Source organism: Pedobacter sp. A2324, assembly GCF_059693705.1.
In genome coordinates, this window is sequence record NZ_JCASSK010000001.1 from 216,122 (window position 1) to 228,754 (window position 12,633).

The 12,633-nt window shown below is 43.9% G+C and carries 13 protein-coding genes; 11 read left to right on the plus strand and 2 right to left on the minus strand.

Features of this window, described 5'->3' with window-relative positions; translation table 11 throughout:
- Window positions 1-296 precede the first annotated feature (296 nt).
- From AC570I_RS00960 to AC570I_RS00980, 5 genes are all read left to right on the plus strand, one after another.
- Window positions 297-701 (plus strand): hypothetical protein, encoded by a 405-nt coding sequence (locus AC570I_RS00960; RefSeq protein WP_497403576.1) that lies wholly within the window; start codon window positions 297-299, stop codon window positions 699-701.
- Window positions 698-1,438, plus strand: coding sequence for a glycosyltransferase family 2 protein (locus AC570I_RS00965; RefSeq protein WP_497403578.1), 741 nt, complete (start codon window positions 698-700; stop codon window positions 1,436-1,438). Before AC570I_RS00960 ends, AC570I_RS00965 begins: the two co-directional genes overlap by 4 nt.
- Window positions 1,439-1,824: 386 nt before the next feature.
- On the plus strand, window positions 1,825-2,901 hold the full coding sequence (locus tag AC570I_RS00970) for an MraY family glycosyltransferase (RefSeq protein ID WP_497403580.1): 1,077 nt from the start codon (window positions 1,825-1,827) through the stop codon (window positions 2,899-2,901).
- Between the two features lie 142 nt (window positions 2,902-3,043).
- On the plus strand, window positions 3,044-4,048 hold the full coding sequence (gene gap / locus AC570I_RS00975; RefSeq protein WP_497403583.1) for a type I glyceraldehyde-3-phosphate dehydrogenase: 1,005 nt from the start codon (window positions 3,044-3,046) through the stop codon (window positions 4,046-4,048).
- A 163-nt stretch (window positions 4,049-4,211) separates the two neighbouring features.
- A complete protein-coding gene (locus AC570I_RS00980; RefSeq protein ID WP_497403585.1) occupies window positions 4,212-4,787 on the plus strand; it encodes a hypothetical protein in 576 nt (191 codons plus the stop codon).
- Between the two features lie 19 nt (window positions 4,788-4,806).
- On the opposite strand, the gene AC570I_RS00985 is transcribed toward AC570I_RS00980, so the two are convergent.
- The gene (locus AC570I_RS00985; protein ID WP_497403587.1) at window positions 4,807-5,868 is read right to left on the minus strand and encodes a cyclic nucleotide-binding domain-containing protein; all 1,062 of its coding nucleotides are present in this window, start codon (window positions 5,866-5,868) and stop codon (window positions 4,807-4,809) included.
- A gap of 281 nt (window positions 5,869-6,149) precedes the next feature.
- Window positions 6,150-6,296, minus strand: a complete 147-nt coding sequence (locus AC570I_RS00990; RefSeq protein WP_497403589.1) for a hypothetical protein — start codon at window positions 6,294-6,296, stop codon at window positions 6,150-6,152.
- A gap of 406 nt (window positions 6,297-6,702) precedes the next feature.
- On the opposite strand from AC570I_RS00990, the gene AC570I_RS00995 reads away from it, so the two are divergent.
- The 6 genes from AC570I_RS00995 (at window position 6,703) to AC570I_RS01020 (ending at window position 12,632) form a co-directional block, all read left to right on the plus strand.
- Complete coding sequence (locus AC570I_RS00995; RefSeq protein ID WP_497403591.1) at window positions 6,703-7,143, plus strand: GNAT family N-acetyltransferase; 441 nt, start codon at window positions 6,703-6,705, stop codon at window positions 7,141-7,143.
- Between the two features lie 3 nt (window positions 7,144-7,146).
- Window positions 7,147-8,340 carry a phosphoglycerate kinase gene (locus tag AC570I_RS01000; RefSeq protein ID WP_497403593.1) on the plus strand — a complete coding sequence of 398 codons (1,194 nt, stop codon included), beginning with the start codon at window positions 7,147-7,149 and terminating at the stop codon, window positions 8,338-8,340.
- A 418-nt stretch (window positions 8,341-8,758) separates the two neighbouring features.
- Window positions 8,759-9,226, plus strand: coding sequence for a division/cell wall cluster transcriptional repressor MraZ (gene mraZ / locus AC570I_RS01005; protein WP_047798264.1), 468 nt, complete (start codon window positions 8,759-8,761; stop codon window positions 9,224-9,226).
- Entirely contained in the window at window positions 9,216-10,121 is a 906-nt protein-coding gene (gene rsmH, locus AC570I_RS01010; protein ID WP_047798263.1) for a 16S rRNA (cytosine(1402)-N(4))-methyltransferase RsmH, read from the plus strand. The genes mraZ and rsmH overlap by 11 nt, the downstream gene beginning before the upstream one ends.
- On the plus strand, window positions 10,118-10,546 hold the full coding sequence (locus AC570I_RS01015; RefSeq protein ID WP_047798262.1) for an FtsL-like putative cell division protein: 429 nt from the start codon (window positions 10,118-10,120) through the stop codon (window positions 10,544-10,546). The genes rsmH and AC570I_RS01015 overlap by 4 nt, the downstream gene beginning before the upstream one ends.
- Window positions 10,536-12,632 carry a penicillin-binding protein gene (locus tag AC570I_RS01020; protein WP_497403596.1) on the plus strand — a complete coding sequence of 699 codons (2,097 nt, stop codon included), beginning with the start codon at window positions 10,536-10,538 and terminating at the stop codon, window positions 12,630-12,632. The genes AC570I_RS01015 and AC570I_RS01020 overlap by 11 nt, the downstream gene beginning before the upstream one ends.
- The last annotated feature ends 1 nt before the right edge of the window (window position 12,633 follow it).

A 12,633-nucleotide genomic window follows, 5' to 3' on the forward strand; every position in this document is an offset into this window, starting at 1 on the left:
TTATTCACAATGAAGCAATTCCGCCGACGCTAATCCTCAGGCTGAGGTAGGTAGTAGGTTGGTAGTATCACGGCGGATAACTTCCCTGCGCTTTGCTTGCACATTCCTTGCACATTCCTTGCACATTGTTTGGGTAAAACCAAAGAAAACGCAGTCAATACCCATTTAAACCCGCTTTTTCACACAAAAATCCCCTTAGACCTGGCAAGGAGGCGGTTTTCCGAAGATGCCTTCTAACACTCTTGCAATTTTGAGCAAAAAAAAATATCTTCACTTCATGATTAATCCTTTAGCTTATGAAAAAGTTAAACTTAATCATCCCGCTCTTATTCATCCCACTATATGCCTTACCTGATACGCCCGTCTATGGCTGCAGATTAGGCTTACGCATCTGGACGACACCTGATTTTAAATATCATGGTGGTGTGCCTTACTTTCTGAACGACTTCGACCATGATGGAAATGCCGATGGCTATACCAATAACACAGGAAGGTGCAGTGCCGGTAGTTACGGAACCTGTACGATTATCAACGAACTTGACGGAACAGTTTATAGAACGCAATCCGCTGGAGATATAGGAGAATTATCCTATTTCAGTGTAGACAACTGTTCTCTGGATGATAATATCCCACTATTAGCTATATTTACCCTCGCTGCGGTTTTTACTGCGAAACGCAAACAGCTGCGCCTGATAACATGAAGATATCCCTCATCACGGTAGTATATAACGGAGAAGCCTATCTCGAAGACTGCTTTCAATCGGTCTTTGCGCAAACGCATCCTGATGTCGAATATATCGTGATAGATGGCGGGTCAACCGATGGAACGCTAAAGATTATAGACCAGCATAAAAACCAGATTAGTTATTTTATTTCTGAAAGCGACCGCGGATTGTATGATGCGATTAATAAAGGAATTGCAAGAGCAACAGGGGATGTGATAGGAATACTGAATGCCGACGATACGCTGGCCGGTCCGGAGATTTTAGCGCAGGTAGCAGAGGCATTTGCAGAAAAAGAAGCGGATGCCATTTACGGCGATCTTCATTACGTACATCCTTCATCAGGAAAGATCATCCGTAAATGGAAATCTAAACAAGCTACGAGCAGGGATATCAAAAAAGGCTGGATGCCCGCACACCCAACACTGTACATGAAAAGAACATTGTTCGAAAAGCATGGCAACTACGCGCTGGATTTAGGCACCGCTGCCGATTACGAATTAATCTTAAGGTTTCTATACAAGAACAACCTGAAAGCACATTACTTGCCACAGCTGATGGTGAACATGCGTACAGGCGGGGTAAGTAACGGATCCATCAAAAGCCTATTTAATGCTTTGCTAGATGATTACAAAGCCATGAAACGCAATGGCATCCCGAACCCGGTGTTGGCACTGATAATGAAAAAGCTGAGTAAACTGAAACAGTTTGGGTAATCTTTAAGATCGTATAGTTTTAAAATCGGATGGTTTAAGATCGTATAGTTTAAGATCGTATTGCTTACGCGCCCGCTATCTGCACCCTGCTATCCGGCATAGCAGAGTTTCGCAGGAAAATCCACGAAGCGCTTTGCAATTCCATTCAAATTTCTACTGTCCAAGGCAGGGTTAAGCGGTGAGATGGGGAGGTGAAGGGGGGAGAGCCTGAAGCCTGCCGCCTTCAGCGATTCGTCGGTTTTTACAAGAAAAGATGCAAGCCTTGATTTTTTTGTTACTTTTTTGATCAAGCAAAAAAGTAAAGAAAGTCAGGCCTTGATTTTTTTGTTACTTTTTTGATCAGGCAAAAAAGTAATCAATATATTTGTTAAGTAACCGTTCCCGTTTTGTTTAAAGATATACTGTCATCACATCCAGAGTACTTTTACATTGCCATTTTTATACTGGCATTTTCCATTGTGATCTTAAGTGTACCCAGCATCATATACACCGCTTTAAAATATAGGTTATTCGATAAAAACGACCTTCACCGTAAAAACCATAAGCGAAACATCTCAAGGCTCGGCGGTTTAGCAATTGTGGGGAGCTTTACCCTTTCCATTCTGCTTTTCTCTGCTGTGATCAGCTTTAAGGATGCCAACTTCCTCATCGCTTCCTGTCTAATCCTTGCCGCCCTCGGACTGAAAGACGATGTGCATGGAACCAATACCCGTACTAAATTTCTCCTCCAGATTTCTGTAGCCTTTATTCTTGTATTTTTCGGTGCATTCCGGCTAACCAGCTTGTATGGTGTGCTGGGGATTGGCGACATACCGGCATTGGCAGGAGCACTATTTTCCATTGTACTGATCATATTCCTTAACAATGCTTTCAACCTGATCGATGGCATAGATGGATTGGCAGGTACAATCGGCATTTTGGCCAACCTGGCCTTTGGATTGCTGTTCACCATAATGGGCGAGGTTTGTTATGCGGCAATTGCTTTTGCCCTGGCAGGTGCCGTTGCTGGATTTTTAAAGTACAACTGGTTCCCTGCGAAGATTTTTATGGGAGATACAGGTGCGCTCATCATTGGTTTGGTGTCTGCGGCATTGGCCATCAGGTTCATCGAACTCAATAAGTTTACGCCCTACGTTCATCCTAAATTCTATTCTGCCCCGGCTATTGCAGTAGCCATTTTAGTGGTGCCTATTTTCGACTCTCTAAGGGTTTTTACCATCAGAATTCTGAGCCGTAAATCTCCGTTCAGGGGCGACCGGAACCATATTCATCACCGTCTCGAACAACTGGGATATAAGCCCAACCGGATTGTTATCCTTACCGCCGGGCTAAACACAGGAATTGTTGCTGCGGTAGTACTCTTGCAAAATCTGGGGAACTTCACCCTCATTATTCTGATTATCGTGTTTTGCATGGTTTTCAATGGATTGATTACTTTAAGGCTGATACGGAAAAAGATCTGATAATTTTACGCGATTTATCATCCACTCATTCCACCTTTCCGTCATCGATTTTCCATCTTCCACGCGCCATATACCATGCTCAATCTTGCAAGTACATTCTTTCTTAAATTAATGCTAATTTCGCACAATAATTACGAAGCAAATGAGAATAGCAGTAAATGGGTTTGGTAGGATAGGAAGAACTTTTCTTCGCCTTGCAGTAGCCGAGGGATTTGAAGTTGTGGCAATCAACGACTTGGCTGACGCTAAAACCATGGCTCATCTGTTTAAGTATGATTCTGTTCATGGGGTATTCTCAGGCAATATCTGTGCAAAACCCGATGCCCTGGTGTTAAATGGCACCACGATACCTGTGTTTTCAATTCAGAATGCCGAAGAATTACCCTGGTCGGCTTTAAGGGTCGATCTGGTGGTAGATTGTACAGGCAGAAACCTTACCCGTGAGGCAGCTGAAAAGCACATAGAAGCAGGTGCCAGACAGGTATTGATTTCAGCGCCAGCGGCAGATGATATCCCTATGGTGGTGCTTGGAGTAAACGATGATCAGATTGATTTGACTGCTACAGTGCTTTCCAATGCCAGCTGTACCACCAATAACATTGCGCCCATGATCAAGATCCTGAATGATAACTGGGGGGTTGAAGAAGGTTATATCACCACCATCCACTCGATGACGGGCGATCAGAACCTGCATGATGCCAATCACAAAGATTTGCGCAGGGCCAGGGCAGCTTCATCATCCATTATTCCCACTACAACAGGAGCAGCGAAAGCCATTACCCATATCTTCCCTGAATTAGAAGGACGTTTAGGAGGAGCAGGTATCCGTGTACCGGTACTTAACGGATCACTTACCGATTTTACCTGCCTGCTGAAAAGTAAAACCACCATTGAAGAGATCAATGCTGCATTTAAAACGGCAGCAGAGGGTGATTTAAAAAATATTATTCAGTATACCGAAGATCCGATTGTATCCATCGATGTAATTGATAACCCACATTCATGCGTATTTGATTCACTATTAACCTCTATCGTTGGTGATATGGTTAAAGTGGTAGGCTGGTACGATAATGAGTTTGGATACAGCAGCAGGTTAGTCGATGTAGTGAAGAGGATAGGGGCGCTTGATGCTCATATGGCTTCATAATATCGTTTGGTTCCACACGGCTATTCAAATACACTTCTTCCCTTTATTCTCATTGGTTGTAAAATCTTGACTACAATCAATTTCCCGCTTGTTTAAAATCATGAGCGGTTCATGATACATTTTTAATATTTGTTTACCCTATTGAAAACAAATATTGACTATAATGATAACCAACCCAGGAAAAACTATGCATCAGGCAGCCCCTGTCATGAACTTAAGAGATTTTCTGCAGCTATTTTCACCTGTTATTGATAACCACCAGCACTCGGAAGCCCTGCGATTTCTCTACAGCTGTACCCGCTTTGAACAATTAACAAAAGGCACTGTAATTCCGCTCTCAAAGTTAGCCCCTGATCAGTTCATTATCTTAAGTGAAGGACTGATCAACGGGTTTACAATGAATGAATTGTATCGCCAGGACATCTGGATTGGGGTGTCGGGAAGCATACTCATCAGCGATCGCTTCAGCGCGCAGAACATGCAGATCGAAACCCTGGAGTCGTCGCGATTGCTGATCCTCGATACCAAAGCACTAGAAGCAGGTGCTGTGCAATATCCCATTATTAACCGCTTATTCAGCCATTTGCTCTATCCAAAAGCGGTGAGCGGGTTAGAACACATCTCACATTTATTCAGGCTGGATAATGCCGTAGCCCGCAAAGGTTATCTCGAGCGCGCTTATCCGGGATTGACAAAGCGCTTATCGCCCGCAGTATATGCAGCCTATGTAGAGCATTAAGAGCTTGATGAAAATATTCCTAATTTTTAATGGTGGCCAATCCCTCGGCATGTCCGATAAGAATATCATTGCCTTCCTTTTTAATAAAGCCCTCTTTTGTGAGCTCACTCAGCACACGACTGAGGGTTTCAGCAGCTACACCGGCAAAACTGGCCAGGTCATTCCGCGATAGCGATAGTTTCCGGCTGCGTTCACTATTTTCCTCTGCAATGCTCAGGCTCAGTATCGCGTTGGCTACCCTTTTGCGCACAGAGTGATGGGCAATATCCACCACCCTTTCGCTCAGCTGGTTTACCGCAATTGACAGGTCCTTCACGAAGATCCGCAAGAGGTCAGGGTATTCCATGATCATCTCCTGCAGCTCCCCATTGGGTATAGTCACCACCTGAACCGCTTCCAGTGCTTCCGCGCTATCCAGCGTTTCATAACCCAGGGTTAACGACTCAATGCCGAAATAAGCACCCGCCCCATATATGGCGGTAATAATATGTTGTCCGGTTTCATTGCTGCGGAAGGTTTTAACCCGCCCATGCTTCACAAAATGCAGACCCGTTTGTCGCTCACCCTGATGATAAAGCGGCTGGTTCTTTTTATAGGTTTTAACCGGGAACTTCTCTAAACGCGAACCCAGCCAGCCCATAATATCGCTGATATTGCTCATGCGTTTGAGTTGAAGCCGCTCACGCAGGAATTGCTCATGTTGAAACCGCCGCTTCCGCAGGCGTACCTCAACCAGGTTCAGCAACTCTACATCATCAAAAGGATGCATAATAAAACCATCTGCCCCAAGCTCCATCGCTTTCCGGGTGCGGTTAGCTTCCGCTTCCGCTATAAGCATAATGAAACCGATGCCCGAGGTCTCCATAAATTTATTGGTTGTTCTGAGCACCGCAAAGCCATCGATGCCATTAAGTGGAATGCCACAGATGATCAGGTCGAAAGGATGGTTCCGGATCAGCTCTACCGCTTTTTTCCCATCGGCAGTCACTTCAGCATAGTACTTGCCTACGGTTAAAATATCCGCAATCTTCGAGCTTAACTCAATGTTGTTAACGATAATTAAGATCCTGGATCCTTCCATTTACTTACTTTTTGAATCCAGGGTACTATAGTCCCCGAAAATGATAAAGATGATTGTTTGTTTCCTGCTCACCTCACAAAAAGCTCCCTGAGGGATGAGTTCAGAAGGTCGGAGTAAAATGCCAGGCCCAGCAGCGCCAGTCCCGCTAAAATCCAGGAAAGTTCTTCGGGGTTAAGCTGCTGGAAACGAAGGCGCAATTTACACCAAATAAATGACACTAAACGCGATGCCAGCTCATAATAGCGAAAGAATACCGTGAATACATCGCCCATTGTACTGCTTCAGTTGGAATTGTCCCGAAAAGGTGTAGATAGATCTGTAGAGTTCAGCTTCCCTGTACTAAGCGCCTCGGGTGTTTCAGGATACAGATAGCCAGCAGAGAGGATGGACCTCCGGACGGCCTTTTCCGGAGCAAATGCAGTTTTCATGATATTCTTAGGTTAATTTAAACCGAAATTGATGAAAGATCCCCGCACTTCCCATGACTACAGTCAACCGTTTTATTGATAATAATCAACAAAATAAAATTTGGAATGCCTCTGGAGGCGTTTAAAGCACCTTTAAGCTTTGTCTTGCTCACAACAATTCGTTAATTGCAAACAGCAACCCCAGTGATGACACTAAAGCAGAGCCTTTCACCATGCTTTCTATCTCCCGGTTCAAACCAACACCTGCTTAATCTTAATTAGATGTTCAAAATTGTGACCTTCCTTTTTTAGGTGATTTCAAATGCTTTATTAACTTTGCAAACGTTTGCGAAGCATCTGGAAGCTTTACGATGAGGCTCGATACTCGTTACATGCTACTTCATATTCAATTCTCGCTAATAAATATATGGTAAAATTCATCCTTCCCGAAGAAGTACTTCCCTTAAGGAGCCTCATGTTGAGAAACGGAAAGCCCCTCGCCGAATGCGTTTTCGAAGGTGATACCAGTTACGATACCTTTCACCTGGGTTATCATGCAGACGGCGAAATCAAAAGCGTCGCCACTTTTATGCGTAATGATTTTTTCCCTGGTGAAGGAGAAGGCTATCAGCTGCGGGGCATGGCTACCCATCCCGATGAAGGAGGGAAGGGCTTTGGTGCTGCATTGATCAGCTTTGCCATCGAATACCTCAAAGAATACAATACCGCCTATTTATGGTGCAATGCACGCTCATCCGCTGCCGGTTTTTATAAGAAACTCGGCTTTGTAAATATGTCTCCTGAATTTGACATTCCCGGAATAGGCTTCCATTACGAAATGAAATTAAACGTAAACCATAATATATAAAACATGAACACGATAGACCAGTTCGATTTTAAAGATAAAAAAGCGCTCATCAGAGTTGATTTTAACGTTCCATTGGATGCTGAATTCAACATTACAGACGATAAAAGAATCCGTGCAGCATTGCCAACCATCAGCAAAATTCTGAAAGATGGTGGTGCAGTAATTTTAATGTCGCATTTGGGTCGCCCGAAAGATGGTCCGACGGATAAATATTCATTAAAACACATCGTAGCTGATCTGTCAACATTGATCGGTACCGAGGTGAAGTTTGCAGACGATTGCATCGGCGAAAGCGCTACAAGCCAGGCGGCAGATTTAAAACCAGGTGAAGTGTTGTTGCTGGAGAACCTGCGTTTCTATAAAGAAGAAGAAAAAGGGGATATAGCTTTTGCAGAGAAGTTATCTAAATTAGGTGATGTATATGTAAACGATGCTTTCGGAACTGCACACCGCGCACATGCTTCAACATCAATCATTGCACAGTTTTTCCCGGATGCAAAATACTTCGGTTATTTAATGGCTTCGGAAGTAGAAAATGCAGAGAAAATCTTAAACCATGCAGAGCGTCCGTTCACGGCGATTATGGGTGGTGCGAAAGTATCTGATAAAATCCTCCTGATTGAAAAATTATTGGATAAAGTAGATAACCTGATCATCGGTGGTGGTATGGCTTACACCTTTGCAAAAGCACAAGGCGGTGAGATCGGTACTTCACTTTTAGAGGCCGATAAACAAGAGCTTTCATTAGAATTAATTGAAAAAGCGAAAGCAAAAGGCGTAAACCTGATCCTTCCGGTAGATACGGTGATTGCTGATAAGTTTGCAAACGACGCAGATAAAAAAGATGTAGATGCAGGTCAGATTCCGGCCGACTGGATGGGCCTTGATATCGGTCCGAAATCAGCTGCTTTATTTGCTGATGTAGTGAAAAACTCTAAAACATTATTGTGGAATGGTCCGATGGGCGTTTTCGAAATGGAAAGCTTCCAGGTAGGTACCAAAGCCATTGCTGATGCGGTGGTTGCTGCTACAAAAGATAACGGTGCATTCTCGCTGATCGGTGGAGGTGATTCAGCTGCGGCAATTGCTAAATTCGGTCTGGAAGATGAAGTAAGTTATGTATCAACCGGAGGTGGTGCATTATTGGAATATATGGAAGGTAAAGAACTTCCGGGTGTGAAAGCCATCAATGGATAGTCTGAGATAATCTCAACTATTCCGCGTTTTCGCTGTTATTTAAACCCCTCAACATCACTTGATGTTGAGGGGTTTTTTATTTCCGCCGGTAAATAGCTGCGCAATCAGGTAAACCATTCCCTTTCCTTACATTTGTAGCTGAAAATCGTCAATATTTGCTGAAATAGTCAAAGTACTGGGCGGGTCTCCCACCGGATATCCGGATTTGGGATTTTCTCCCACTTTTGAAAATAATGTCTATAAGTGGTTATTTATCAGTGTTTAATGGGTTTTAAATCCGTAGTCCGAAATTCATTTTGGTCTGTTTTTGGCACTCTAGTGTAACAAAAACGATGTGGAAAACTTTTTTGTGGTAAATTGTGGTAAAAAGTGGTAGAACTCTTTACTTTTACACTACATAAAAAGTGTAGCTACCACTATGACCCAACTTTTAGGAGAATTCGATTGTAAACTTGACGCAAAGGGCCGCCTTTCGGTTCCTGCTGCGCTTAAGAAACAATTGCCTGCTGCTGAGAGTGAGGGGCTTATCATCAACCGGGGTTTTGAAAAAAATCTGGTGATCTATCCTAAAAATGTTTGGGATGCCGTTGTGGCCGACCTTGCCAGGCTGAATATTTACGATCAGGAAAACCGGGCTTTCGTCCGTGCATTCACCCGTGGCGCTACAGAGCTGTCGCTCGATGCTGCCGGAAGGGTGCTTTTACCAAAGTCTTTAACCGAATATGCAGGCATCAGTGCCGATATCGTACTGGCTTGCCAGCTCGACCGAATTGAGGTATGGGATAAAAAATCTTACGAAGATATTTTTGATGATGTGCCTGCCAACTTCGCTAACCTGGCGCAGAAAGTAATGGGAGATAAGAAAGGAGGCGTTGATGGAGAATAATTACCATGTTCCCGTAATGCTTCAGCCTTGTATTGATGGTTTAAATATCAAACCCGATGGTGTATATGTGGATGTTACTTTTGGTGGTGGCGGTCACTCCAGGGAAATACTGAAACACCTTGGTCCAAAGGGCGTACTCATTGCTTTCGATCAGGATCCTGATGCACAGGCAAATGTTCCGGCCGACGACCGTTTCATCTTTATTGATCAGAATTTTGGTTTCTTAAAAAATAACCTGCGCTTGAAAGGGTTCAGACAGGTTGATGGTATTCTGGCCGATCTGGGGGTGTCCTCGCATCAGTTCGATATTCCGCAACGTGGTTTTTCCATACGGTACAATGCCGACCTGGATATGCGCATGGATCAGCACCGCGACCTCACTGCAGCCCAGGTATTGAATACTTATGCAGAAGATAAACTGCATAAAATTTTCGGGATTTATGGTGAAGTGAAAAACGCAAAGTCATTGGCCCGTGCCATTGTAACTGCCCGTTTGGAGAAACCGTTTACAGATATTGATAGCTTAAAATCGGCCATTGCCGAATATATACCAAGAGGAAAAGAAAATAAATACCTGGCGCAGGTTTTTCAGGCGCTGCGGATTGAGGTGAATGCCGAAATACAGGTGTTGGAAGATTTTCTGCAGCAGGCATCAGAAGTATTGAAGCCGGGAGGACATTTGGTGGTGATGTCTTATCATTCGCTGGAAGATCGCCCGGTAAAGAATTTCATGGCTAAAGGCAAGTTTCAGGGAGAGGTAGAGAAAGACTTTTTCGGAAATCAGCAGAAACCATTTAATGTGATTACCCGCAAAGCGATAGTAGCCAGCGACGAGGAGATTGCACAAAACAACAGGGCCAGAAGTGCTAAACTTAGAATAGCAGAGAAGATATGAACAGGTTTAGAGAGGATATAGAGGAGGAAGAAATCGGGCCTGAACCTGAATTGAAAGCTGCGCCAGCGCCTAAAAAACCGCGGACAGCCGAAGAGAAAATGGATAGTAACTCATTCATCAGCAAATTATTTAACGATGGATTGGTTACGAAAGAGGCGGCAACTGATGCGCTGCCTTTTTTGTGTTTTCTGGCTTTTTTGGGGATGATATACATTGCCAATAGCCACTTTGCAGTGAACAATGTTCGCCGCATTGATAAATTAAATAAAGAAGTAAAAGAATTAAGATGGGAATATAAATCCTTAAAGGCCGACCTCATGTTCAGAAGCAAACTGACAGAAGTAGCCAAAAAGGTAGATACCCTTGGAATTAAAGAATTAATCGAACCACCCAAAAAAATAATTGTTAAAAGCGATGAATATTAGAGCAAACATCTTGCTTCGTGTATATCTGGCATTTGGCTTAATTGTGCTTTTTGCTTTGGCGGTATTCTTACGCCTGAGTCAGGTGCAGTTTGTACAGGGCAAAAAATGGAAGGCTATGGCAGATAGCTTGTCCACACGCTACGTAAATGTGGAGGCTACCCGCGGAAACATCTATTCCAACGATGGCAGTTTACTGGCCACTTCGGTGCCTGAATATGAGCTGCGTATGGATATGTTCGCCGGTGGGATTGCAGAAGATAAGGTTTTTAACGAAAAAGTAGATTCCCTGGGCATTAAGCTTGCTCAGCTCTTTCAGGATAAAACCGCAAAGGAGTATGCCCGCTACCTGCGCAGAGGTCGTCAGGACAGTGCACGGTATTTACTCATCCACCGCAAAGTGGGTTATGCTGATTTGAAAACCATTCGCACGTTTCCGCTATACAATATTGGCAAGTTTAGTGGTGGTTTAATTGCTGTGCAGCAGAACAAAAGGATTTTGCCTTTCCAGGCCCTGGCTGCCCGTACCATCGGATATAAAAATGAGAACGTAGCCAACGGTGTAGGTTTGGAGGGAGCATATAAAGAATACATCAACGGTGAAACCGGAAAAAGATTAATGCAGCGCATTGCAGGTGGTGTTTATATTCCTGTAAATGAAGAGGCTGAAGTAGCACCAAAAGATGGGGCAGATATCATTTCCACCATTGATGTGAACATGCAGGATCTGGCGCAAAGCGCACTGGAAAAGCAGTTGATTAAATATGATGCAGATCATGGTGCGGTCATTGTGATGGAAGTCGCTACCGGTGAAATCAGGGCAGTCGCCAATTTTTCAAAGGTAGAGGAAGGTGTATATAAAGAGAAATTCAATTATGCCATCGCCGGAAATCAGGATCCCGGATCAACTTTTAAACTGGCATCCTATATGGCTCTACTGGAGGATCAGCTTATTGATACCAATTTGATGGTGGGTACTGGGAACTATAAAATTCCAGGTCACATGATTAAAGATTCGCACGGAAGTATTGGGGTGGTTACGGTTAAAAAGGCTTTCGAACAGTCATCTAATGCGGCTATCGCTTACCTGATCAATAGTAAGTACGGAGAGAATCCCCGGAAATTTACGGATCATTTATTTGATTGGCACCTGAACCAGAAACTGGAACTGCAGATCCCTGGTGAAGCTAAGCCGGTGATCAAAAACCCATCCAACAAAAGTTGGGGTAAAATGACTTTGCCGCAAATGGCTTATGGTTACGAAATGCAGCTTACACCATTAAAAATGTTGTCGTTTTACAATGCGGTGGCTAACAACGGTAAATACATAGCGCCCATTTTTGTGAAAGAGATCAGAAGGTTGGGTAACCCGATTGAGCAGTTCAAAGCCAGGGTGATAAACGATAAAATTTGCTCTGATGTAACATTGAGTAAGATCAAAAACATGCTCGAAGGGGTGGTGATTGAGGGAAGTGGAAAACAGTATGTGCATAACCCATTATATAGAATAGCTGGTAAAACCGGTACAGCGCAGGTAGCTGATGCCAATAAAGGCTACAGGGCCAAGAAGCAATATCAGGCATCTTTTGTAGGTTATTTCCCTGCAGATAAACCGAAGTATTCCATGATTGTGGTAATCAACGATCCAAAGGGTGGCTATTACGGTGCTTTGGTATCAGGACCGGTATTCAGGGAGGTGGCTGACCGCATTTACGCCAGCGACATGCAGATGGGTACTGATGCACCAACACGTTTGGTAGGCGCTCCCGGTAATCCGCCAACTAAGGCCGGACAAAGCAAAGCTACTCAGAAAGTGTACAGGGCATTTGGTTTTAAGCCACTTTTCGCGTCAAAATCAGAGTACTATAATATTGTGGATACCAGCGGAGGGGAAGTGTTTCAGGAAAATACCGAACGCCGAGGGGTAATGCCTAACGTATCGGGAATGGGATTAAAGGATGCACTTTACCTGATTGGAAATGCAGGCCTGAAGGCAAAAGTAATAGGCTCAGGCAAAGTAACCAGCCAGTCGATTGCCGCCGGAACCAGAGTGGGAAGAGGTTTAGGCGTACAAATAGAATTGAATTAAA

Coding starts and splice junctions, on each gene's coding strand:
- AC570I_RS01000 (WP_497403593.1), top strand. CDS start 7,147: ATGAACACGATAGACCAGTTCGATTTTAAAGATAAAAAAGCGCTCATC.
- rsmH (WP_047798263.1), top strand. CDS start 9,216: ATGGAGAATAATTACCATGTTCCCGTAATGCTTCAGCCTTGTATTGAT.
- AC570I_RS00960 (WP_497403576.1), top strand. CDS start 297: ATGAAAAAGTTAAACTTAATCATCCCGCTCTTATTCATCCCACTATAT.
- mraZ (WP_047798264.1), top strand. CDS start 8,759: ATGACCCAACTTTTAGGAGAATTCGATTGTAAACTTGACGCAAAGGGC.
- AC570I_RS00985 (WP_497403587.1), bottom strand. CDS start 5,868: ATGGAAGGATCCAGGATCTTAATTATCGTTAACAACATTGAGTTAAGC.
- AC570I_RS00990 (WP_497403589.1), bottom strand. CDS start 6,296: ATGAAAACTGCATTTGCTCCGGAAAAGGCCGTCCGGAGGTCCATCCTC.
- AC570I_RS00995 (WP_497403591.1), top strand. CDS start 6,703: ATGGTAAAATTCATCCTTCCCGAAGAAGTACTTCCCTTAAGGAGCCTC.
- AC570I_RS01015 (WP_047798262.1), top strand. CDS start 10,118: ATGAACAGGTTTAGAGAGGATATAGAGGAGGAAGAAATCGGGCCTGAA.
- gap (WP_497403583.1), top strand. CDS start 3,044: ATGAGAATAGCAGTAAATGGGTTTGGTAGGATAGGAAGAACTTTTCTT.
- AC570I_RS00980 (WP_497403585.1), top strand. CDS start 4,212: ATGATAACCAACCCAGGAAAAACTATGCATCAGGCAGCCCCTGTCATG.
- AC570I_RS01020 (WP_497403596.1), top strand. CDS start 10,536: ATGAATATTAGAGCAAACATCTTGCTTCGTGTATATCTGGCATTTGGC.
- AC570I_RS00965 (WP_497403578.1), top strand. CDS start 698: ATGAAGATATCCCTCATCACGGTAGTATATAACGGAGAAGCCTATCTC.